Consider the following 22,367-nt stretch of genomic DNA (forward strand, 5'->3'; position numbering starts at 1 on the left):
GTCACACCTCGCTGCCTGCACGGCATAGCTGTCATCCTGGCTCGATTATGCCTGATTCTGCCTGCCTTGGGCCGCCATCTTCAGCGGCGCATCACGGGGCCAGCGTCTGCTCGACGATCGCCATGCGCCGCGCGATGCGCTGCGCCGCCTGCGTATCGCCCGCCTGTTCGGCGCGCAGGCGCTGCACGCCCAGCCACGCCAGCAGCGGCCGGCGCCAGCCCTGGTCCGAGGCGGTGGCGACGGCCGTGTCGAGCAGCGCCGGCGTGGCGCGGCCCGAGCGCAGCAGCACGCCGGCCGCAACCAGCCGCGACAGCGGGTCATCGATGGCCGCCACGGCGCTGGCGGCGGCCGTGTCGGAGGCGGCGCCGGCGGCCGCCCGCTGCGCTTCGGGCAGCAGGGCGACGTCGGCCGCCTGCCCCTTGCCGGCCAGCCAGGCCGCATACGCGCGGTCGGCGGCGGTCGCATCGGCTTGCAGCGCGTCAAAGCCGGCGCAGTCCTCGAAGGCCAGGCTGGCCACGCGCGCGGCGCAGCGCAGCAGTTCGATGCGCGCCACCAGCTCGAGCTTGCCCGTGCCGGCCACCTGGCTGCGGGCGCGCCGGAATTCCGTCTGCTCGACCAGGGTCTTGCCATTCAAATACGCCGATTGAAACCGTTCGATGGAACTTTGCGCATTCATTTTCCAGTCCGGCACGGGCGGGCCGCTGGAACAGGCGGCCAGCAAGGTGCACAGCAGGGCGGCGATGGCGGGGCGGGATAGGGTCATGGCAGTTTGATCTCCGGATTGCGCTTGAACGGCCATTTGCGGTTGATGTCATTGACCAGCTGCTCGACCTTGCGCAGATTGCTTTCCACGTCGGCGCGCAGCGGCCCCAGGTCGGCCGTCGCGGCCCTGGCGTTGGCGCCCACGGCTTGCGCTTCGACCAGCACGGCGTCGACTTTTTTCAGGCTGGCGCGGGTGTCGGCCAGCAGGGCGTTCAGCTGCACGATGGTGGCCTGCGCATCCGTCATCACGCCCTTGTCGCCAAAGACGCGCGTGTCGGCGTTGGCCACCAGGCCATCCGTGCGGCGTGCCAGCTGGTCGGCCGTGACCAGCAGGGTGTTGGCCCGCTCGACCAGCAGGCGCGACTGCTTGTCGTCGCCCGTCAGCAAGCCCATGGCGCCGCCCGGGCCGCTCAGCTTGCCGGTGACGGCCTGCACGTTGCGCAGGGTGCCGTCGAGCGCGGAATCGCTGCCTGTCAGGCTGGCCACGTTGTTCAGCAAGTCCTTGGCGGCGGCCAGCAGGCGGGGGATTTCCGCCGCCATGTCGCCCACCAGCAAGTCGCGCGTGGCATCGTCGGGCAGCGGCGGGTCCGTCAGGATGCCGCTGTAGGCGCGCAGCTTGGCGCCGCCGACGATGCCCCGTTCCAGGGTGAAGATGGAGCTGCTGCGCAGCCAGTGCGCGTCCTTGCGCGGCACGTCGATGATCACGCGCGCGCGGCCGTCCGGCGCCAGCTCGATGCGCTGCACGCGGCCGATGGGAAAGCCGGAAAAGGTCAGGTCGGCGCCCACGCCGACGCCGTCCGAATCGTCGGCCGTCAGCACCAGCGTCTGCGTGGCTTCGAAGGCGCCGCGCGCATACATCAGGTAGACGACGGAGCCGACCACCAGCACGAACATGAAGACGAGCAGGATGGCCGCCTTCAGTTCGGCGTGGCGCACGGGCGGCGGGGCGGGCAGGACGGCATCTTGCGCGAGACCGGCGGGCGCCGTGACGTCGACCTGGTCGGGATTGGGGGGCTGGCTCTGGCTCATGGATACTGGCTCTCGTATGGGTGGTTCGGGGATCGCTGGCGGCGGCGGGCGGGGCGTCAGTAGTAATTGCCCATCAGCGAAGCCACTTCGATCAGCAGGATGACGGAAAACAGGCGCAGCATTTCGGACAGGCCGTGCGCGGCCCACAGGCGGTTGCGGCGGCCATGCGGCTCTTCGGGATAGTACGAGGAAGCGAGCGGGATCAGGGCCACGGCAAAGCTGAAGAAGATGACCTTGAGCATCAGGATCAGGGCCACGGCGGGATTGAAGATCTGCCCGACGACGCGCGTATACCCCTGCAGCGCCCACGGCGTAAAACCGTAGATGGTGAGGTAGGCGAGGATCAGCGAGGTGACGCAGCTGACGATGGCCAGCATCCACACGGCGAAGATGCCGGACATGACGCGCGGAAAGTATTCGCGGCGCAGCAGGTCAACGCCCTGGCGCTGCATGGTGTCGAGCATGCCGGACGAGCGCATTTGCGCGAACGCGATGCCGTCGGGCAAGGTCAGGCGCAGGGCGACGAACAGGGCGGCCGTCAGCGGGATCAGTTCCAGCACCAGCACGCGCACCACCATTTCCAGCGCATAGCGCGACAGGCCGTAGCTTTGCGCGCTGACGACGACGATGCGGATGAGCACCAGGCTGACCAGCGCGCAGGCGACGCTGAACCAGACGAGGTTCGGCGCCGTGTTCGTCACCAGGCGGTGCGCGAGGATGGGGCGGTTGTCGCGGTTATAGCTCGATGGCGACAGGCCCAGCGAAAACACGAGGATGGCGAAATGCAGCATGCGCCACCAGCTGACCAGCCAGGCCATGGTGGCCCGGTGCAGGCGGCGCAGGCTGATGATGAGGGAGACGGAGAGGGTCATCATGGCATCTTAACATCAGCCCGGCCCGGCAAGCACGGCTAGCGTGCGCGGCTATCCGAACAGGGCGAAGCCGGCCATCACGACCATCAGTACGGCGATGTATTGCATCGGAATCCAGAACAGGGTGTGGCGTTTGCGCAAGATGACTCTTTCCTGCGTGGCCGGGTCGATCAGTTCGCGTCCTGGCGCGTTGTTCAGGCGCACGCCCGCATACCAGCTGGCGGCAGCCGCCAGCAGGAAGGCCAGGGCCAGGGGCCACGCGTGGCTCTTCGTGTAGGCTTCGCCCAGGGTGGCGCCAAACAGCGCCTGCGCGGCCAGTACGACGATAAAACAGATCAGGGGGGCGAGTATGCCGAAGCCTTGCCAGATAAGCATAAAAATTCTCCAGGGGGATTGAGGGATCCCGCGGCGGTGGCTGCGCGCGGCGGGGTGCGGATTTTATCAGACTTATCAAAAAGAAAGTTTCTTTTCGGCACTATTGTGCGCGGCTGTCAGGCGGCGCTGGCGGTGCCCACGCTGGCAATGATGGCGTCGGCCGCCGCGCGCACGCGGGCAGAACGGTTCAGGTCGGCATGCATGACCAGCCACACGTCATATGTTTCCGCCCGCTCGGGCCAGATGCGCACCAGTTGCGGGTCGATGTCGCCCAGGTGGGTGGCCAGTTCGGCCACGCCCAGGCCCGCGCGCGTGGCTTCCTGCAGCATCGCCGCCGAGTTCACTTCCATGGCGACCCGGGCGTTGGCGACGGATTCGCCGGCGATCTTGTCCGCATGGCGCGGCGTCACGGACTGGTGGTAGATGACGATGTCGTGGCCGGCCAGCGCCGTGCCGCGCACGGGTTCGCCCCGCTCGGCCAGGTAGCTGGTTGACGCGTACAGGCCCAGGCTGCGTTTGACGAGGTGACGCGAGATCAGGTCCGGGTCGGTGGGGCGCACGCCGCGCACGGCCAGGTCCGCTTCGCGCCGCGTCAGGCTGGCCAGCGCCGGTGCCACGTTGAGCACGATGCGGATGTCGGGGTGGGCCGCATGCAGCTGCTGCATGGCGCGGATGACGAAATGGCTGGCCATGGTGTCGGTGGTGGCCACGCGCACCAGGCCGCTTAAACGGTTGTCGACGCCCTGCATTTCGCGCTGCAGCTTGTCGGCCGCCCGCTCCATCGCTTCGGCCGCCGTGAGCGCCAGCTCGCCGGCCGGCGTGGGCACGTAACCCGATGGCGTGCGCAGGAACAGGGTGGCGCCCAGCGAGCTTTCCAGCGCGGCCAGGCGGCGCCCGCACGTGGCCTGGTCGATGCGCAGCAGGGCGGCCGCACCGCGCAGGGTGCCGGCCCGGCCGATGGCGAGAAAGATGCGCGCGTTATCCCAGTCCATAAGCCCAATCCATGGTTTGTTTTCCTGTCGTTATTGTGATGCATTTTTGCATCATGGTGCCGATTTTCTGCCTGTTTACTGCATTCCTCAACACTCGCATAATGACTGCCCCCCGTCCCTGCAAGGAAATACCATGCCTGCCCCTACACCGCGCCGCGCCAGCGGCTTGATCCTGCTGACCCTGGCGTTCGGCTTCGTCATGGCCATGCTCGACGTCACGGCCGTTAACGTGGCGTTGTCCGATATCGCGCTGGACCTGGCCATACCGCTGACGGGCCTGGTGTGGGTGGTCGACGGTTACACCCTGACGTTTGCCGCGCTGCTGCTGGCCGGCGGCGCGCTGGCCGACCGCTACGGGCCGAAAGCCGTGTACCAGGGCGGCCTCGGCGTTTTCATCCTTGGTTCGGTGCTGTGCGGCGCCGCGCCCGACGGGCATTTCCTGACGGCGGCGCGCCTGCTGCAGGGCGCGGGCGCGGCCCTGTTCATGCCCAGTTCGCTGAGCCTGCTGACGCACAGCTTTGAAGACGAGCGCGAACGCACGCGCATGCTGGGCGCCTGGTCGGCCCTGGTGGGCGTGGCCGGCGCGTCCGGCCCCTTGATCGGCGGCATTCTCGTGCACCAGTTCGGCTGGCGCAGCGTGTTCTGGGTCAACGTGCCGCTGGGCGTGCTGGCCATCGTCATGGCGCAGCTGTTGCTGGCCGCGCCGGCGCGCCAGCCGCGCGATCTATCGCTGTTCAGCCATGCGCTGGGCGTGGCGGCGCTGGCGGGTCTGAGTTTCGTGCTGATCGAAGGTCCCGTGCTGGGCTGGCTGTCGCCGGGCGTGCTGGCGGCGGGGTCCTTGACGGTGCTGTCCGCCGGGCAATTGCTGCGGCGCGAACGCAGCGGCAGTCACCCGCTGTTGCCGCGCGCACTGTTTCACAGCAGCAGCTTTGGCGCGGCCAATGGCGTGGGGTTTTTGATCAACTTCTGCGTGTTCGGCCAGCTGTTCTTGTTGAGCCTGTTCCTGCAGCAGTCGGGCGGCGCCGATGCCTTGCAGTCGGGCTTGCGCCTGCTGCCCATGATGGCGGCCTATACGGTGGGAAATTTTATGGCGGGAAGTATTGCGGCGCGTCATGGCACGCGCTTGCCCATGCTGCTAGGCTTGCTGGTGGGCGCCGTCATGGCCTTGCTGCTGATGGCCTTGCGTCCCGCCACGCCATATTTTCTGCTGGCGCTGGGCACGGCCGTCATGAACGTGGCCATCGGCATCGCCATTCCTGCCATGACGGCCACCGTGATGCGGGTGGCCGGCAAGCAGCATGCGAACAGCGCGGCGGCGGCCTTGAATGCGAACCGGCAAATCGGCGCGCTGGTGGGCGTGGCCCTGATCGGCAGCATCCTGCACATGGTGCAAGACTGGTCGCTGCGCCTGCCGCTGGCCTACGCGACGATCGCCGTCGCGTATGGCCTGGCGGCTGGCCTCGTCTACCGCCACGTGCATCTGCCGAAGGCCGTGGCCGCCTGAAGGCTGGCCTGACGGCTTATTGCCCGCGCGTGCTGCGCCACTCCACCAGTTCTTCGATGGTCAGGATCGGCATGCCGTGCAGTTCGGCGAAGCGCTCGATATCGTCGCCGCGCATCATGGTGCCGTCCGGGTTCATCAGTTCGCACAGCACGGCGGCCGGGTTCAGGCCCGCCATGCGCGACAGGTCGACGGAGCCTTCCGTGTGGCCACGTCGCTCGAGCACGCCGCCGGGCGCGGCGCGCAGGGGGAACACGTGGCCAGGGCGCACCAGGTCTGCCGGCTTGGCATTCGGCGCGATGGCGGCGCGGATGGTGGTGACCCTGTCGGCGGCCGACACGCCCGTCGTGACGCCGTCGCGCGCCTCGATGGAGACGGTGAACGGCGTGCCGTAGCGGCTGCCATTGTCGGACGACATGGGCGGCAATTCCAGCGCGCTGACGACGTCCGTCGGCAGGCACAGGCAGACGATGCCGCTGCATTCGCGGATCAGCAAAGCCATGGTCTCGTTCGTCAATTTTTCGGCCGACAGGATCAGGTCGGCTTCGTTTTCACGGTCGAAATCGTCGAGCAGGATGACGGGGATGCCGGCGCGCATGGCGGCCAGGGCGGATTGGATGCGACCTTCCAGGTCGTTGGAAAGCAGGGTATAGCTGTTGACTAACATGGTGAAACGCTCCTCGCATAGGCGAAAAACGCTGCAGGGCAAGCGAATAGACGCAACTGGCCGCATCGCCGTGGCGATGGGACATCACACTACTGCACATCTTCTTTCATCCGGACTATACCGTCGGCTCTGGAGTCTCACCAGATCTGCTGACCTCATCAGGTGGAACCTGACAAGCGCTCGCGGGCTTGACCGTTGCCGGTCTTACCGCCGGTGGGGAATCGCACCCCGCCCCGAAGACGTATGGTTGTGCCGGTCCACATGACCGGCGGCAATACTTTAGCACAACTGACAAAAACTGGCAGGGTACTGTTGAGTTTGTCATTCGGCAAAGTTGCCTGGGAAAAGCAATTTTTCCTAAGCTGTTTTTAATGGCGGAAACACGATTTCAGTGTAAGGTACGCCTACTGAATCTTACCGTTGAGAATACATGAAGCTGAGTAAATTACGCCTGATCTCGGGCGCCGTCCTGCTGGCGTGCGCCTGCCTGGCACAGGCGGAAATCCGTTTGAGCGATCCCCTGCCGTTGGCACCAGAAGTTACCGTCGGAAAACTGCCGAACGGCCTGACCTATTACATCAAGAAAAATGCCCGTCCCGCGCAAAAAGTGGAATTGCGCCTGGTGGTGAAAGCCGGTTCCATCCTGGAAGATGACGACCAGCAAGGCCTGGCGCATTTCACGGAACACATGGCCTTCAATGGCTCGACGCATTTCAAGCGCAATGAGCTGATTTCCTACTTGCAATCGATCGGCGTGAAGTTCGGTGCCGACTTGAACGCCTATACGAGTTTCGATGAAACCGTGTACGTGCTGCCGATTCCGACGAACAAGAAGGAAAACCTGGAAAAGGGTTTTCTCGTGCTGGAAGACTGGGCGCATGGCTTGAAATTCAATCCGGCCGACATCAACAGCGAGCGCGGCATCGTGCTGGAAGAGGCGCGCCTGGGCAAGGGCGCCAGCGACCGCATGAACAAGATCCTGTATCCGAAGCTGCTGAACGGTTCGCGCTATGCGGAGCGCATGCCGATCGGCAAGGAATCCGTGCTGAAAACCTTCAAGCCGGAAGCCATCAAGCGTTTCTACAAGGATTGGTACCGTCCCGACCTGATGGCCGTGATGGTGGTGGGCGACGTGGAGCCGAGCCAGGCTGAAAAGCTGATCCGCCAGCATTTCGGCAAGCTGAAGAACCCCGCGAAGCCGCGTCCGCGCCTGTATGCGGATGTGCCGCAGCGTTCGCAAACGGAAGCGCTGGTGATCACGGACAAGGAAGCGCCGGACGACACGGTCTTCATCCGCTACCCGATCCGCGTCGCGCAGGAGCCCGTCACCATTGCCGACTACCGGCGCCAGATGATCGAAAACCTGTATGGGCAAATGCTCAGCGCGCGCATGCAGGAATTGACGCAGCAGGCGAACCCGCCGTTCATCCAGGGCGGCAGCAGCATGGGCAAGCTGGTGCGCGGCTATGAGTCGTTCAGCGCGTATGCCTTGCTGGGCAAGGGCGGCGTGCAGCCGGCCGTCGATGCGCTGGTGCAAGAAGACGAGCGGGCGCGCCGCTTCGGTTTCAGCCAGGATGAGCTGGACCGCGCGCGCAAGAACATGCTGCGCAACTACGAGCGCGCGTACAGCGAGCGCGACAAGTCCGATTCGGCCGGTTTCGTGGCCGAGTATTCGCGCAACTTCCTGGAGCAGGAAGCCGTCCCCGGCATCGCCAATGAATTGCTGTACGCGCAGGAACTCTTGCCGCAGGTAACGCTGCAGGAAGTCAACGAGACGGTGGCCAAGGTGATTCCCGACCAGCAAAAGAAACTGGTGGTCTTCATGGGCGCCGAACCGAAAGCGGGCGCCAGCGTGCCGACGCAGCAGCAATTGCTCGACGCGGTGGCGCAAGCGGAGCGGCAGAAGGTCGAGCCGCGCACGGAAAGAGTCCTCGCCAGCAAGCTGATGGATGGCCCGCCGGCCGGCGGCAGCATCGTCTCGGAAAAGCTGAACAGCGCCATTGGCGTGACGGAGCTGACCCTGGGCAATGGCGTGCGCGTGCTGCTCAAACCCACGGACTTCAAGAATGACCAGGTGCTGATGGGTTCGACGCGCTTCGGCGGCCAGTCGCTGTTCGGCGACGCCGACATCTACAACGCCCGCTATGCCAGCGCCGTGGTCGGCAGCATGGGCTTGAAAGACCTGGCGCCGCTGGACTTGCAAAAAGTGCTGGCCGGTAAGACGGTCAACGTGGGCGCTTCGCTGGGCGAGCTGAGCGAAGGCTTCGGCGGCTCGGCCAGCAGCGCCGACGTGGAAGCCATGCTGCAACTGGTGTATTTGTATTTCCACGACGTGCGCAAGGATGCGGGCCTGTACCAGTCCTTCATCGGCAAGCAGCAGGACCTGGCGAAAAACAGCATGGCGCAGCCGGAAGCCGTGTTTTACGACGCCATCCAGCACGCCATGTATGGCGACAACCCGCGCGTCGATGGCGTGCCGCGCGTGGCCGATTTCGACAAGGTGGGCCTGGACCGCTCGCTGGACATCTTCCGCCAGCGCTTTTCCAGCGCGCGCGACATGACCTTCATCTTCACGGGCAGCTTCGAGCTCGACAAGATCAAGCCGCTGATCGCCAGCTACCTGGGCACCTTGCCCGTGGCCGAGGTGCCGCACGCCTACCGCGACGTGGGCATGCGCCCGGTGACGGGCGTGGTCAAGAAGGATGTCTACATGGGCAGCGAGCCGAAGAGCACGATTTCCATCACCTTCAATGGCGACGTGGCGTATTCGGACGAGCAAAAACTGACCTTGCAAGCGCTGGGCGAGGTGCTGAACCTGAAAGTCATCGAAGTGCTGCGCGAAAAGATGAGCATGATCTATGGCGGCGGCTTCGAGACGTCCATGGGCCAGCATCCGTATGGCCATTATTCCGTGGCCCTGAACTTGCCGACGGGACCGGAAAACGTGGACAAGGTGATCGCCGCCGCGTTTGCCGAAATCAACAAGATGAAGACGGACGGGCCATCCGCGGCGGACCTGGAAAAGGTCAAGCTGAACTGGATCACGCGCCAGCAGAAATCCTTGCGGGAAAACAATTACTGGATGAACCAACTGATGGGTTCGGTAACGCAGGGCCGCGATCCCGCGTACCTGCTGCGCTACGAGCAGCGCGTGCGCGCCCTCACGCCGCAAGCCGTCAAACTGGCGGCGCAGCGCTACCTGGACATGCACAATTATGTACAGGTAGTACTGTATCCGGAACGCAAGAACGTTGCAGCCAAGTAAGCTTCATTGTTGAACTGCGGGAGCGGCAAGGTGGCGAAGCTGTTAAACTGCCGCTGATGGATGTGATCGCAATTTAACAAGCAAGGACTGTACGATGGCTAAGAAAGAAGAACTCGATCCGGAAACCCTGGAATTGATCAACTGGTGTATCGAGGTCGAAGGCTTCCTCGTGGCCGGCGGCGCCACCGTGGCGCAGGCGCAGGACCATATCGAAGAGCAGGTCGAGTGGTTCACCGACCAGTTCTACGACGGCTTGACGCCGGAAGAGGCAGCCAAGGAAGCCTTGGCCTGACCTGTCAGTCAGACTTCAGCAAGACATATGCGGGCGGTGCCTGCCGGGCATCAGCCTGGTAGCGCCGCCCGCTTTGCTTTTCTGAAAAGATTTCCACATGGAAATTGTTTATAATTCCACATTTTATTCTTTACCCAGGCTCCCATGACTCTCCGTTCGCGCATTCTCCTCCTGTGTTTCAGTACCTTGCTGGGCATCGTCCTCATCGCTTCCTTCTCCCTGTATTCGCTGCGCCAGACCATGATGGCGGAAAGGGTCGAGCAATTGACGGTGCTGGTGGAATTGGCCAATGCCTCGGTGGAAAAGGCGTATGCGCTGGAACAGTCGGGCAAGCTCACGCGTGAGCAGGCCCAGCAGCAGGCCAAGCTGGCCATCGGCAGCTTCGTCAAGGACGAGATGTATTATTTCGTGCGCGATTTCAGCACGGACTTGCTGTACGTCCACCCCAATCCTGCGCGCATCGGCACGCCGCAAAAGAACATGAAGCAGTCGGGCGACCGCTACCGCGTGGCCCTGGCTACCAGCCGCATCGGCCTGGTGCAGGCGGATGGCACGCGTCCCGGCGTGAAGGACCCGGTGGCAAAAATGTATGCCGTGGTGAAATTTGCGCCGTGGGATTGGCTGATCGGCACGGGCACGTATATCGATGACATCAACCACAAGTTCTGGGCCCAGGCGGGCGTGCTACTGGCCATCGGCGGCGCGCTGATGCTGGTGGTGGGCGCCCTGGCGGCCCTGATGCTGCGCCGCATCCTGGGCCAGCTCGGTGGCGAACCCGACTATGCAGCGGCCATCGTGGCGCAAATCGCCCAGGGCGACCTGACGACGCAGATCGATACGCGTCCCGGCGATACATCCAGTCTGTTGATGGCGATCAAGGCCATGCGCGATAACCTGGCGCACCTGGTGAGCCAGGTGCGCAACGATGCGGAATCCATTTCCACGGCATCGGGCGAGATCGCTTCCGGCAACCACGACCTGTCGGCGCGCACGGAGCAGCAGGCGGGCTCGCTGGAAGAAACGGCGTCGACCATGGAAGAAATGACCTCGACCGTGCGCCAGAATGCGGACAATGCGCGCCAGGCCAACCAGCTGGCCATTTCTGCCTCGCAAGTGGCGAGCCAGGCGGGCGGCGTGGTGAGCCAGGTGGTCGACACCATGGGCGCCATCAATGCCTCGTCGAAGAAGATCGGCGACATCATCGCCGTCATCGACGGCATCGCTTTCCAGACGAATATCCTGGCCCTGAATGCGGCCGTGGAAGCGGCGCGCGCGGGCGAACAGGGCCGTGGCTTCGCCGTCGTCGCCAGCGAAGTGCGCAACCTGGCGCAGCGCTCGGCCGCGGCCGCCAAGGAAATCAAGCAGCTGATCGACAGTTCCGCCGAGCAAGTGGGCGCCGGTGAAAAACTGGTGGCGCTGGCGGGCGAGACGATGGAAAAAGTTGTTTCCAGCGTGCAGCATGTGACCGATATCGTGGCCGAGATTTCCTCGGCCAGCGCCGAGCAAAGCGCCGGCATCGAACAGATCAACCAGGCCATCGTCGAGATGGACAACATGACGCAGCAAAATTCGGCCCTCGTCGAGCAGGCGTCGGCGGCGGCGCAGGCGATGAACGAGCAGGCGGCCGGGCTGGCGCAGATCGTCAGCGTGTTCAAGGTGGGCGCAGCGGCGCCGGCGGCGGCAGCACTGCAGCGCAGCGTGCCTGCGGCGCGGCGCCTGACGCGCTAAGCGCTTTTTTCTGTCATTGGGGAACTTAACCCCGGCTCACCTGTCCAACTTTCTTCGTCCGCAAGGGATGCACAGAAGAGGTGAGCATGACAGACGGTTTTTCGTATCACGCGGCGTTCGCCCGCAACCTGGGCTGGGTCACGCAAGCGGAGCAGGACAGCTTGCGCGGCAAGCGCGTGGCCATCGCCGGCATGGGCGGCGTGGGCGGCGTGCACTTGCTGACCCTGGCCCGGCTGGGTATCGGCGCCTTTCACATCGCCGATTTCGACACCTTCGATATCGCCAATTTCAACCGCCAGGCCGGCGCCATGGTGTCCACCCTGGGCCAGCCCAAGGTGGCGGTCTTGGCGCAGATGGCGCGCGATATCAATCCCGAACTTGATATTAAACAATTTCCAGACGGCATACACGACAGCAACCTGGCCGAGTTCTTCGCCGGTGTCGACCTGTATGTGGACGGCCTGGATTTCTTCGCCTTTCCCGCGCGCCAGGCCACCTTCGCCACTTGCGCCCGCCTGGGCATCCCCGCCATCACGGCCGCTCCGCTGGGCATGGGCACGGCCGTGCTCAGCTTCCTGCCGGGCGGCATGACGTTCGAAGAATATTTTGGCTGGGGCGACTTGCCCGAGGAAGAAAAAGCCCTGCGCTTTCTCGTCGGGCTGGCGCCGGCCGGCTTGCATGCTCCCTACCTGGTCGACCCGTCGGCCATCAACCTGAAGGAGCGGCGCGGGCCGTCGACCATCATGGGCTGCCAGCTGTGCGCGGGCGCGGCCGCCACGGAAGCGTTGAAGATCCTGTTAAAGCGGGGTAAGGTGATGGCGGCGCCGCACGGCATGCATTTCGACGCCTACCGCAACAAGCTCGTGCATACCTGGCGTCCCGGCGGCCACCGTCATCCGCTGCAGCGCCTGACGATGGCCATCATCCAGCGGCGCCGCGCCGCGCAGGGGGCATAAATGGCGCAAGCACCGCAAATCGATCCCGTGCTGGAAAACATCCTCGAGCAGGCGCGCTGGGCGCCCAGTGGCGACAATACGCAGCCGTGGCGCTTTGAAGTCGTGGCGCCGCGCCATGTCGTCGTGCACGGTTTCGATACGCGCAGCCACTGCGTGTACGACCTCGACGGCCATCCCAGCCAGCTGTCGCTGGGCGCCTTGCTCGAAAGCATGGCACTGGCGGCCAGCAGCCATGGCTTGCGCATGGAAGCGCGCCGGCGTTTGTCCATGCCCGATACCCTGCCTACCTTCGATGTGCGCCTGGTCGACAGCCCCGGCATGCCGCCCGATCCGCTGGCGGCCTTCTTGCCGCAGCGCAGCGTGCAGCGGCGCCGGCTCAGCACGCGCAGCTTGCGCGCCAGCGAAAAGGCGGCGCTGGCGGCCAGCTTGCCGTCCGGCTACGGCGTGCAGTGGTTCGAAGGCAGGCGCGCGCGCCTCGCTTGCGCGCGGCTGATGTTCGACAATGCGAAGCTGCGCCTGACCATGCCGGAAGCGCACAAGGTGCACCGCGACGTGATCGAGTGGGGCGCGCGCTACAGCACCGACCGCATCCCGGAGCAGGCGCTGGGCGTCGACGCGATGACGGCGCGCCTGATGCGCTGGGTCATGCACAGCTGGCGCCGCGTGGAGTTCTTCAATACCTGGCTGGCGGGCACCGTCGCGCCGCGCCTGCAGATGGACTTGCTGCCGGGCCTGTATTGCGCCGCCCATTTCGTGCTGCTGGCCGACGCGTCGCCGCGCCACATCGACGATTACGTGGCGGCCGGGCGCGCCATGCAACGCTTCTGGCTGACGGCCACGCAACTGGGCCTGCAATTGCAGCCGGAACTGACGCCGCTGATCTTTGCCCGCTATGTGCGCGAACGGCGCGCCTTTTCGCGCACCGATGGCCTGCAGGAGCTGGCGCAGGCACTGGCCGTGCGCTGCCAGGCCGTGCTGGGGGCGGCCGCGTTGGATCGGGCCGTGTTTCTCGGACGCATAGGCGCCGGCCCGGCGGCCAGTGCGCGCTCGCTGCGCCGTCCGCTGCAAGACTTGCTGGTGGCGCCAACGGCGGGGCGGTGAGGCGCGCGTGACGCCATGCTCGCGCCTGGTGCCCCGTCAGCGCCGCCGCCGGGGCGCCAGACCGGCCAGCGCCAGCAGGCCGGCCGTCAGCAACGGCAAGGTGCCCGGCAGCGCCATGGGCGTGACGCCTGGCACATAGGCCAGTTCGGAACTGTTCAGCATATTCAACACCAGTGTGTAGCTGCCGGCCGCCAGCCTGTCCGTGACGGCGCCGTACTGCCCGCCGCACGCCGTGCCGACGCCCGTGCCCGTGGGGGCGCCGCAGCCGCTGGGATCGTAGGTGAACACGCTGCCGCTGGTGAGCGGCGTTTGCGCGTAGCCCGTGTTGAGGCTGGCCGCATCGGCCAGTTCGGTGCCGCCCAGGATGCCGGAGCCGAGCTTGCCGTCGGGTGCCCAGCTGAAGACGATCTGGCCATGTTCATCGATGATGCTGAACGTCATCGCCATATTCGTCGTGGCCGCCGAACCTGTGCCGGCCAGCGCGTCCAGGTACAGTTGCATGAAGGGCAGGGCCTGGAAGTCGAAGGCCAGGGTCGCGCCCGGTTGGCCGACGACGAAATTGACGGTCATCGCGGTGCTGGAACCGTTGCGCCCCGAGGCGTCCGCGCTGCCGCCGCCCGTCAGGAAGGTTTCTGCCGCGTTCACGGTATGCGTGCTGGTCGAGCCCGGTGGGAAGGGGGGGATTTGCGAGGCGACGATTTGCGCCTCGCCGCGCGCATACGAGGCGTTGCCCATGCCTTGCGGGGTAAAGTCGTTTTCCCCCTTGGTGACGGCGCCGCGTTTCGCCTGCGGCGCGTCGATCTCGTTGCTGCCGCCATTGATGACGCTGCTGCCATTGAGCGTGGCGGTCGTGCGCGACAGGTCGATGTTGCTGAGCAGGGTGACGGAGCCGGAGGGATTGCTGATGACCAGGCCAAAGACGCTGGTGTACGAATAGCCGTAGGCGGCGGCGCCGGCAGTGCCGCTGCTGGCCAGCAATAGCAAGCTCAGCAGGAGCATGGGCAATCGGGTACAAGAAAATGTAGTCATGAAAATCCTCATCTCCTGGTCGGCCGGGTTGTAAGGAAAACCGACAGGCTTGCCACATGAAAAAGGCGAGGAAACTCCCTCGCCTGTGCATCCCCCTGTTGCCTGGTTCAGGCGCTGACTTTGCGGCGGCTGGCATAGCCCAGGCCGGCCAGGCCCAGGCCCAGCAGCGCCAAGGTGCCCGGTTCCGGCGCCTGTTTGACCAGGTCCACGCTCTCCACCGCATTCAAGGTCAAGGTGTAGTTGCCGGCCGCGAGGGCATTGCTGACGGCGTTGAAGTTGCCGCCGCAAGTCGTGCCCACGCCGGTGCCGCCAGGCGTACCGCAACCGGTGGGGTTATACGTAAACAGGTTGCCGCGCGTCAGGAAGTTGGTCGCCAGGCCGGTGTTCAGGTTGGCCGCATCGGCGTTTTCCGTGCCACCGAAGATGCCGGAGCCGACGACGCCATCGGGTGTCCAGTTGAAGACGGTCGCGCCGGCCGAGTTGGTGATGGTGATGGTCATCACCAGGTTGGCCGTCGCGGTGGACAGTTGTCCCACTGTGCTTTGCAGGAAGACTTGCATGAATGGCGAGGAGAAGAAGTCAAAGCTCAGCGTTGCCGTGGGCGAACCGACGACGAAGTTGACGGAGAAGCCCGTGGTCGAGCCGTTGCGGCCGGACGCGTCGGCCGTGCCGGCAGGGCCGGCCAGGTGGGCCTCGGCCACGTTTACCGCCTGCGTGGAGGTGGAGCCGGGCGGGAACGAGGGAAACTGCGTGCTGACGATCTGCGCATCGCCGCGCGAGTAGTTGCCCGAGGCACCTTGTTGCGTGAAATTGTTTTCCCCTTTGGTCACGGCGCCGATGGCGGCGCGGGGCGAGTCGAGCAGGCCGGGGCCGCCATTAATGACGCTGACGCCATTCAGGGTGGCCGTGGCGCGCGAGATCGTGGTGCTGTTCAGGGCGGTGATCGAGCCCGTGGCGGCGACGATCTGCAAGCCGAAGATGTTGTTGTAGGCGTAGCCGTAGGCGCCCGCCTGTGCGCTACCGGCGGCGCACAACATGGTCAGTGCGGCCGCGGCCGGAAGCAGTTTCAGTTTCGAGAGTTTCATTGTATTCACCTCGTGGTTGAGTGAGTCTGGAAGTGTTGCCTGAGTCCTGTCTGCAGGTGCTCATGGCCAGACTTAAGCGACTTCCATGCCAACGCATGAGGTTCTTTTGAAATCAAGGACTTGGCGTGCTTTTGTTGACGTGCTGCAGGTGTTGCCGGACTCTCTGTAAGAAAAGCCGACGCCAGCCCGTCAAGGCTGGCCGCCTTGCGGCGAAAGCCCCAGCAGGGCGTGCAGATGGGGCAGCAAGCGTTGCCCTGGCACATAGTTGCGCATGGCCGTGGCCAGCTGACGCGCCGCCAGCCTGGCCCGGCCATCGTCGAGCATGCGCGTGGCGGCATGGTGCAGGGCGGTTTCCTGGAAGCGGTCGGCGCGCAGCAGCAGGCCGGCGCCGGTCCCCGCGATGCCGTGCATGTTGAGGAATTGGTCGAGGTTGCCGGCGATGCCGATGACGGGCACGCCTGCCGTCAGCGCCTGCTGGCTGGTGGGGCTGCCGCCGTTGCAGATCACCAGGCTGGCGCGCCGGGCCGCCGCGTCGCCCGGCAAGAAGGGCGCGACGTGGGCATTCGGCGGCACGGCATCGACGCGGCTGGTGCCGGCCGTGGCCGCCAATACGGTGACGGGCAGGGGCGCCAGCGCGTGCAGCACGCGCGGCAGCAATTGCCCCTGGCCGGAACTGCCCAGGGTGACGTAGATGATGGGCCGTCCACTGCTCAGTTCCGGGCGCTGCCACCAGTCCGGCAAGTCGAGCGGCGGCGCCCAGATGATGGGGCCCAGGTAGTCGTGCGTGGACGGCATGGCGTGCGGCGGGAACAGTTGCGGAATATCCGCGTACAAGGTGCGGTCCGCATCCGTATAGATGCGCCGCAGGTCGCTGCCCAGCGACGGCAGGCCATGGCGGCGGCGCACGCGGTTCAGGGGCACGGCATGCGAGGCGAAGGCCAGCGGGCGGATCAGGCGGAACAGGGGCGCTGCCAGCCAGATGGGCAGCAGGCTGGTGAGGGGCAGGCTGGGCACCGTGTAGTGCTGGCGCACGTACGGACTCCAGTAGGCATTGCTGACGGTGAGGTAGGGAATGCGCTGCAGGCGCGCGCTGACGGACAGCGACAGGCGGAAGTCGCCGATCACGAGATCGGGCTGGACGGTATTGAGCAGGCGCAAGTCGTCTTCCACATATGCGTGCAGGGTGCTTTCCGTGTAGACGGGCTTGCCGTGCGCCAAGGCCTGCAGGAATTGCAGCGATGAAATACTGTCGATGCGCCAGCGGCGAAAGGGCGCGTGCTTGAAGCAAAAGTCATAGCCATCGGCGCAGGCAAAATGCACCTCATATTTGTCCTCGTCGAGTCCCTGGGCCAGGCTCAGGGGGCGGCCGACGTGGGCCAGGGTCACTGCCTCGGCCATAAAGAGGATTTTCTTGCGCGCCATGGGGATTGCTTGCATTCGCAGGTGAGAGACCTGTCAGGTTGGAGTGGCGCCGCGCCGTTTAGTTCCCGCAGCGGCTTGCCACTGGCGGGCGCCAGGATTTGGCCGCATCGGCTAGAGTGGGGTAAAGGAGGTCATATGCAAACACAATTCCGTCCTGCCCTGTTGCGTGCGCACAGCACGCCCGAACCCGATATGCCGCCACCGCCGGAAGGCGATCCCGTCACGCCGCCGCCGGAAACGCCGCCCCATATCGAGCCCGTGCCCGTCGAGGAGCCGACGCCGCCGCCACCGCCCGTGAAAATGCAGTGACGGGGCGCGGTGCGCCGCCGTCATGGCGGTTGGGGAGGGGCGCGCCGCGTTTATTTCCGATCGGAAATGGACTGCGCGGTGGCCGCCAGCGCCACGCCATTTAAACAACAAAAACGCCAATAAATGTTGCCGGGTGGATACAAATCAAGCTCTAACTGTCGAGTGTCATGCGGCCGTCACGATTCTGTTCTTATAATGAGACATCATAAAAATTCTTGTACAGGAGACCATCGTGGGCAATTCCTTGCATAACAAAATTTACCTGGGCCGGCGCCCTGTGATCACCAGCAAAAACCTCGTGGCGCTGGCCCTGGCGGGCGCCGTGGCGGGTTGCGGCCTGGCATGGCTGCTGCTGCGCAGCTACAAATAACGGTCGTCACGCCCGTGTTTCCGCCGCCTGGCCGCCTGGCGGGCGGCGGTAGATTCACGTTGCCTGTTGCCGATGCGCAGCGGGGCGCGTACCATGGGGGCCGAACACCTGGCCTTTTATGGAAAAGTAATGAAGAACGAGAAATTAACGACCGATGAATATGACGCGCTGGAGCAAGTTGCACGCGGCATCAAGACCGAGCGCCCCAGCGCTTGCGTTGCCCGCAATGCCAAGCGCCTGTCCGGCCTGAAGCTGCTCAGCTATGCACGCGATGGCCGTTTGTCCATCACCGAGAAAGCACAACAACTGCTGTTCCTGCGCCGCTGCATCATGGGGCTGCGCGCCGTCGCCACCGATCCGCTGACCAAGCTGGACTCGGACGTGGCTTACTTCCTGGGCAAGAAAGCCCACATCGTGGCGCGCGCCGAAGGCGAGGGCCACGACATTTCCGACAAGGGCCGCGACTCGCTGGCCGATATCGACACCCTGGGCCTGTAAGCCCCGCAACCGGCCCCTGGGGCCGGTTTTCACATCCTCCCCCTTTTTCTTATTTCCCCTTTGGAGAACACTTTGGACAGCGCGATGAACTGGTCGGCCCACGAACTGACGATGACGGTCTTGATGACGCCCGATATGGCCAACTTTTCCGGTAACGTGCACGGCGGCACCATCCTGAAATACCTCGACAGCGTTGCCTATGCCTGCGCCAGCCGCTATTCGGGCAGCTATGTGGTCACCCTGTCGGTGGACCAGGTGATGTTCCTGCAGCCTATCCACGTGGGCGAACTGGTGACGTTCCTGGCGTCGATCAATTACACGGGCACGACGTCGATGGAGGTGGGTATCCGCGTGGTGACGGAAAACATCCAGCAGCGCCTGGTGCGCCACGCCAACAGCTGTTATTTCACGATGGTGGCCGTGGATGCCAATCGCAAGCCCGTGGCCGTGCCGCCGCTGGCGCTGGAGACACCGGAGCAGCAGGTGCGCTTCGAGCAGGCCAAGCTGCGCAAGCTGTCGCGCCAGAAAGTGTCGAAGAAATAAAGCGTTGCGGGCATAAAAAAACGGCCACCAGAGCGATCTGGTGGCCGTTTTTCATTGCATGCCTAGAGGCAATGGCAAACCGTGATTAACGGTCGCCGTAGCTGCGGCGTGCGCCGTCGGTGCTGCGCGGGTTCGAACCCTTGTAGCCGCCGCCGGTGCTTGGTGCGCCGTCTTTACGCGGTGCGCCCGGCTTGCTGAACGTGCGTTGGCCTGGCTTCGCGCCGCCACGGTTGTCGCCTGGTTTCCAGCCGCCTGGACGGGCGCTCGAACGTGGTGCCGATGCCGTTTTCTTTGGCTCGAAACCTTCGATGACATTGACCGGGATCAATTGCTTGGTGAAGCGTTCGATGCGCTTGACGTTCATGCCTTCAGCGTGGTTCACCAGCGAGATGGCCAGGCCATTGCGGCCAGCGCGGCCGGTACGGCCGATGCGGTGGACGTAGTCTTCCGGGAACTTCGGCAGATCGTAGTTGAACACGTGGGTGATCGTTGGCACGTCAATACCGCGGGCGGCAACGTCGGTGGCAACCAGCACTTTGACCTGGCCGCGGCGCATGCCGTCCAGGGTGCGGTTACGCGCGCCCTGATGCATGTCGCCGTGCAAGGCGGCAGCCGAGAAACCGGCGATGTTCAGACGGTCGGCGATGGTGTCGGCGTCACGCTTGGTGGCGGTGAACACAACAGCCTGGTCCAAGGTTTCGTCGCGCAGCAGGTGGTCCAGCAGGCGATTCTTGTGCGACAGGTCGTCGACGAAGTGGACGCGCTGCGTGATGTTTTCATGCTTGTTGCTCGAGCTTGCCACCTGGATGACCAGCGGGTTTTTCGTGATGCGGCGGGCCATGTTGCCGACCACGCCATCCAGCGTTGCCGAGAACAGCATGGTTTGACGGCCTTCCGGCGTCGCTTCGACGATCTTTTCGATGTCGTCGATGAAACCCATGTCCAGCATGCGGTCGGCTTCGTCCAGCACCAGGATTTCCAGTTGCGAGAAGTCGATCTTGCCCGAGTCCATGTGGTCGATCAAACGGCCAGGGGTCGCGACCAGAATCTCGGGATTCTTGGCCAGCAATTGCATCTGTTTAGGGTAAGGCATGCCGCCCAGGATCGACACAGCCTTGATGCGGCGGATGCCGGTGCTGTACTTGTCGGTGTTGGTGGTCACTTGCAGGGCCAGTTCGCGCGTCGGCGTCAGCACCAGCATTTTTGGCTGGGCAGCCTTGAAGCGTGGACGCTCGCCGCGGGCGCGCGATGCTTGCATTTCCTGGTTTGGCGTCTTGCCGGCGGCGCTTTGTTCGGCGCTGGCCAGTTTGTGCAGCGACGGCAGCATGAATGCTGCGGTCTTGCCCGAACCGGTCTGCGACGAGACCAGCAGGTCACGGCCTTCAATCGCGGCTGGAATCGCTTGCGACTGTACCGCGGTTGGCGCGGTGTAGCCCGATTCGGTCAGAGCGGCGAGGATGGACGGATGCAGGCCTAAGGATTCAAATGTCATTCTTTTTCTTTCGTGAAAATCAGCGTTCTTGCAAAAAGCAGAACGCAAAATAGCAACGCCAACCAAAACGAAATGACTCAACTAGAAAGAAATTTCGGCACAAAAGCTTTGCGCCGGGACGGTGTCAGGTGCGACACACAAGGCGGGAGGGCTTTATTAAGCGGCATCCTGTGGATGCGCTAAGGCTTGCGAAGCTGCTAAGTTTGTAGTGCATGTAACTGCGGTGTTGCCATCGCTTCAAGGAAACATATTGCAGCGCACAACGACACTATACCGTATTTGCTGCCGTTTTGCACGGCTTAAATGGGAAGAAACGACAGTCCTACCACGTTTTGCTCATGTTTCCTATGTGAAATCAGTAAGAATACGTAGTTTTCTTCCGTTTAATGGAGCATGGCCATGAGGCCGGCGGGCAGCGGCGGCGCCTGTCGCGTTTCCCTGGCCAGGTTGATTTGCCGGGCCGCTTGCGCCACGTCGACCAGGCTGCGTTCCAGCTGGTAAGTCCCCTTGGCCTGCAGCCAGGCCAGCACGTCGGCCAGGTGCCAGATGGTGGCGCTGCCCTCATGCACGGGCGCGGGGAAGCTGTGGCGGTGTTTGTTCATCAGCTTGTGCAGGTTTTGGCGAGACAAGCCCAGCACTTGCGCCACGTCCGTCAGTCCCACGAAGTCGGGGGCGGCCTCGGCCAGCACGGCCCCGGGCACGATGGCTTTCACATCGGCCATGGCGCTCAGCAGTGCTTCGCTGGCATTGCTGGCCTCGCGCGTGAATTCCAGCGCCAGGCGGCCCGCTTGCCCGATGCCGGCCAGGGCATCGTCGCAACCGCCGCCGCCCAGGCGCTCGGCCAGCGCATCGAGGTCGGTTTCGTTGTCGGGCAGGCGGTATTTGAGAGTAAAGATGTAATCCATGATGGCTATCCCCTGGATTTGCGTTGCATGCAGTCGTGTATCAGCTTATTGAAAGTGCAATTGTCGACCACCCGCCGTATCGCCTGCGCATGGTTGCCGGGATTTTTCGGCGTGCTCCAGATGCAGGCGATGCAGAATTCGCCGCAGCGGCAGCTGGCATCGTTGTAGGGGCAGTAGATCTTGCCCCAGGCATGGCTGCCACCCACTTCCACGCGCCAGCCCTGGTTTTCCGCGTGGCGCAGCGCCGCTTCGATGTCCTTCTTCGGGTGCGGGGAGCGCGCCATGCGATGCCTCCAATGTAGGTCGATATTCTGTGGTTGTCAAGTGACAACCGCAGAATATCGGCCGCCACCGCATTACTCTACTTCGGGATTGACGGCCATCACTTGCGAAAAGCCGCCATCGACGTAGGTAATCTCGCCCGTGATGCCGGAAGCCAGGTCGGACAGCAGGAAGGCGGCCGTGTTGCCCACTTCCTCGATGGTGACGTTGCGCCGCAGCGGGGCGTGTTCGGCCACAAAACCCAGCAGCTTGCTGAAATCCTTGATGCCGGACGCGGCCAGGGTCTTGATGGGGCCGGCCGAGATGCCGTTGGCGCGGATACCGCGCGGGCCCAGCGATTCGGCCAGGTAGCGCACGGACGCTTCCAGCGACGCCTTGGCCAGGCCCATGGTGTTGTAGTAGGGCACGGCGCGCACGGCGCCCAGGTAGGTCAGGGTCAGCACCGAAGCGCCCGGATGCAGCAGGGGCAGGGCGGCCTTGGCCATGGCGGGAAAGCTGTAGGCGGAAATGTCGTGCGCGATGCGGAAACTGTCGCGCGACAGGCCGTCGAGGAAGTCGCCGGCGATCGCTTCGCGCGGCGCAAAGCCGATGGCGTGCACCAGGCCATCGAGGTGTTCCCAGTGCTGCGCCAGGTCGCTGAAGACGGCGCTGATCTGTTCATCGCTGGACACGTCGCAGTCGAAGACCAGTTCGCTGCCGAATTCCGCCGCAAATTCCGTGATGCGCTCCTTGAAGCGTTCGCCCACATAGGTGAAGGCGAGGGTGGCGCCTTCGCGGTGGCAAGCCTTGGCGATGCCGTAGGCGATGGAACGGTTCGACAGCAAGCCCGTGATGAGGATTTTTTTGCCTTGCAAGAAAGCCATGACGACTCCTGTCTGGGTGGGTGGGCGGG

At 64.3% G+C, this 22,367-nt stretch carries 23 protein-coding genes and 1 riboswitch; of the genes, 10 read left to right on the plus strand and 13 right to left on the minus strand.

Annotated features, from left to right (window positions below; all coding sequences use genetic code 11):
* Positions 1 to 91: 91 nt before the first annotated feature.
* From OX460_RS00305 to OX460_RS00325, 5 genes are all read right to left on the minus strand, one after another.
* Positions 92 to 763 carry a hypothetical protein gene (locus OX460_RS00305; RefSeq protein ID WP_289897262.1) on the minus strand — a complete coding sequence of 224 codons (672 nt, stop codon included), beginning with the start codon at positions 761 to 763 and terminating at the stop codon, positions 92 to 94.
* Positions 760 to 1,791 carry an MlaD family protein gene (locus OX460_RS00310; RefSeq protein WP_152254684.1) on the minus strand — a complete coding sequence of 344 codons (1,032 nt, stop codon included), beginning with the start codon at positions 1,789 to 1,791 and terminating at the stop codon, positions 760 to 762. The genes OX460_RS00305 and OX460_RS00310 overlap by 4 nt, the downstream gene beginning before the upstream one ends.
* Positions 1,792 to 1,847: 56 nt before the next feature.
* Positions 1,848 to 2,663 carry an ABC transporter permease gene (locus tag OX460_RS00315; protein ID WP_289898395.1) on the minus strand — a complete coding sequence of 272 codons (816 nt, stop codon included), beginning with the start codon at positions 2,661 to 2,663 and terminating at the stop codon, positions 1,848 to 1,850.
* A 51-nt stretch (positions 2,664 to 2,714) separates the two neighbouring features.
* Positions 2,715 to 3,038 carry a hypothetical protein gene (locus OX460_RS00320; RefSeq protein ID WP_289897263.1) on the minus strand — a complete coding sequence of 108 codons (324 nt, stop codon included), beginning with the start codon at positions 3,036 to 3,038 and terminating at the stop codon, positions 2,715 to 2,717.
* 116 nt (positions 3,039 to 3,154) lie between these two features.
* Positions 3,155 to 4,030 (minus strand): LysR family transcriptional regulator, encoded by an 876-nt coding sequence (locus tag OX460_RS00325; RefSeq protein ID WP_289897264.1) that lies wholly within the window; start codon positions 4,028 to 4,030, stop codon positions 3,155 to 3,157.
* Positions 4,031 to 4,163: 133 nt separating this feature from the next.
* Between OX460_RS00325 and OX460_RS00330 the strand changes: the two genes are divergently transcribed.
* Positions 4,164 to 5,534, plus strand: coding sequence for an MFS transporter (locus tag OX460_RS00330; protein WP_289897265.1), 1,371 nt, complete (start codon positions 4,164 to 4,166; stop codon positions 5,532 to 5,534).
* 16 nt (positions 5,535 to 5,550) lie between these two features.
* On the opposite strand, the gene ribB is transcribed toward OX460_RS00330, so the two are convergent.
* The gene (gene ribB, locus OX460_RS00335; protein ID WP_099667243.1) at positions 5,551 to 6,198 is read right to left on the minus strand and encodes a 3,4-dihydroxy-2-butanone-4-phosphate synthase; all 648 of its coding nucleotides are present in this window, start codon (positions 6,196 to 6,198) and stop codon (positions 5,551 to 5,553) included.
* A gap of 94 nt (positions 6,199 to 6,292) precedes the next feature.
* A riboswitch (FMN riboswitch) is annotated at positions 6,293 to 6,443 on the minus strand.
* Between the two features lie 185 nt (positions 6,444 to 6,628).
* On the opposite strand from ribB, the gene OX460_RS00340 reads away from it, so the two are divergent.
* From OX460_RS00340 to OX460_RS00360, 5 genes are all read left to right on the plus strand, one after another.
* Positions 6,629 to 9,463 (plus strand): insulinase family protein, encoded by a 2,835-nt coding sequence (locus OX460_RS00340; RefSeq protein WP_289897266.1) that lies wholly within the window; start codon positions 6,629 to 6,631, stop codon positions 9,461 to 9,463.
* 94 nt (positions 9,464 to 9,557) lie between these two features.
* On the plus strand, positions 9,558 to 9,755 hold the full coding sequence (locus OX460_RS00345) for a hypothetical protein (RefSeq protein ID WP_010399555.1): 198 nt from the start codon (positions 9,558 to 9,560) through the stop codon (positions 9,753 to 9,755).
* A gap of 144 nt (positions 9,756 to 9,899) precedes the next feature.
* Entirely contained in the window at positions 9,900 to 11,483 is a 1,584-nt protein-coding gene (locus tag OX460_RS00350; RefSeq protein WP_099667245.1) for a methyl-accepting chemotaxis protein, read from the plus strand.
* Positions 11,484 to 11,569: 86 nt separating this feature from the next.
* Positions 11,570 to 12,439, plus strand: coding sequence for a ThiF family adenylyltransferase (locus tag OX460_RS00355; RefSeq protein WP_251351591.1), 870 nt, complete (start codon positions 11,570 to 11,572; stop codon positions 12,437 to 12,439).
* Positions 12,440 to 13,540: a nitroreductase family protein gene (locus OX460_RS00360; RefSeq protein ID WP_289897267.1), complete on the plus strand. Its 1,101-nt coding sequence runs from the start codon at positions 12,440 to 12,442 to the stop codon at positions 13,538 to 13,540.
* 36 nt (positions 13,541 to 13,576) lie between these two features.
* On the opposite strand, the gene OX460_RS00365 is transcribed toward OX460_RS00360, so the two are convergent.
* The 3 genes from OX460_RS00365 to OX460_RS00375 form a co-directional block, all read right to left on the minus strand.
* Positions 13,577 to 14,569, minus strand: coding sequence for an EDSAP-1 family PEP-CTERM protein (locus tag OX460_RS00365; protein ID WP_289897268.1), 993 nt, complete (start codon positions 14,567 to 14,569; stop codon positions 13,577 to 13,579).
* 107 nt (positions 14,570 to 14,676) lie between these two features.
* On the minus strand, positions 14,677 to 15,654 hold the full coding sequence (locus OX460_RS00370) for an EDSAP-1 family PEP-CTERM protein (protein ID WP_289897269.1): 978 nt from the start codon (positions 15,652 to 15,654) through the stop codon (positions 14,677 to 14,679).
* A 189-nt stretch (positions 15,655 to 15,843) separates the two neighbouring features.
* The gene (locus OX460_RS00375) at positions 15,844 to 17,076 is read right to left on the minus strand and encodes a glycosyltransferase (RefSeq protein ID WP_289897270.1); all 1,233 of its coding nucleotides are present in this window, start codon (positions 17,074 to 17,076) and stop codon (positions 15,844 to 15,846) included.
* 135 nt (positions 17,077 to 17,211) lie between these two features.
* Between OX460_RS00375 and OX460_RS00380 the strand changes: the two genes are divergently transcribed.
* The 4 genes from OX460_RS00380 (at position 17,212) to OX460_RS00395 (ending at position 18,796) form a co-directional block, all read left to right on the plus strand.
* Positions 17,212 to 17,385, plus strand: coding sequence for a hypothetical protein (locus OX460_RS00380; RefSeq protein WP_162835752.1), 174 nt, complete (start codon positions 17,212 to 17,214; stop codon positions 17,383 to 17,385).
* 244 nt (positions 17,386 to 17,629) lie between these two features.
* Positions 17,630 to 17,755 carry a hypothetical protein gene (locus OX460_RS00385; RefSeq protein WP_257218939.1) on the plus strand — a complete coding sequence of 42 codons (126 nt, stop codon included), beginning with the start codon at positions 17,630 to 17,632 and terminating at the stop codon, positions 17,753 to 17,755.
* Positions 17,756 to 17,884: 129 nt separating this feature from the next.
* Positions 17,885 to 18,253, plus strand: coding sequence for a hypothetical protein (locus OX460_RS00390; protein ID WP_099667251.1), 369 nt, complete (start codon positions 17,885 to 17,887; stop codon positions 18,251 to 18,253).
* Between the two features lie 84 nt (positions 18,254 to 18,337).
* Positions 18,338 to 18,796, plus strand: a complete 459-nt coding sequence (locus tag OX460_RS00395) for an acyl-CoA thioesterase (protein ID WP_071326331.1) — start codon at positions 18,338 to 18,340, stop codon at positions 18,794 to 18,796.
* An 85-nt stretch (positions 18,797 to 18,881) separates the two neighbouring features.
* On the opposite strand, the gene OX460_RS00400 is transcribed toward OX460_RS00395, so the two are convergent.
* The 4 genes from OX460_RS00400 to fabI all read right to left on the minus strand — a co-directional run bounded on the left by OX460_RS00400 (position 18,882) and on the right by fabI (position 22,338).
* Positions 18,882 to 20,288: a DEAD/DEAH box helicase gene (locus tag OX460_RS00400; protein ID WP_071322891.1), complete on the minus strand. Its 1,407-nt coding sequence runs from the start codon at positions 20,286 to 20,288 to the stop codon at positions 18,882 to 18,884.
* A gap of 383 nt (positions 20,289 to 20,671) precedes the next feature.
* Positions 20,672 to 21,193 (minus strand): AlpA family phage regulatory protein, encoded by a 522-nt coding sequence (locus OX460_RS00405; RefSeq protein WP_289897271.1) that lies wholly within the window; start codon positions 21,191 to 21,193, stop codon positions 20,672 to 20,674.
* 5 nt (positions 21,194 to 21,198) lie between these two features.
* Positions 21,199 to 21,477, minus strand: a complete 279-nt coding sequence (locus OX460_RS00410; RefSeq protein ID WP_251351586.1) for a hypothetical protein — start codon at positions 21,475 to 21,477, stop codon at positions 21,199 to 21,201.
* A 72-nt stretch (positions 21,478 to 21,549) separates the two neighbouring features.
* Positions 21,550 to 22,338 (minus strand): enoyl-ACP reductase FabI, encoded by a 789-nt coding sequence (fabI, locus tag OX460_RS00415; RefSeq protein WP_219136789.1) that lies wholly within the window; start codon positions 22,336 to 22,338, stop codon positions 21,550 to 21,552.
* Positions 22,339 to 22,367: the final 29 nt, after the last annotated feature.

Source organism: Janthinobacterium sp. SUN033 (assembly GCF_030397595.1).
Classification (GTDB): Bacteria; Pseudomonadota; Gammaproteobacteria; order Burkholderiales; family Burkholderiaceae_D; genus Janthinobacterium; species Janthinobacterium kumbetense.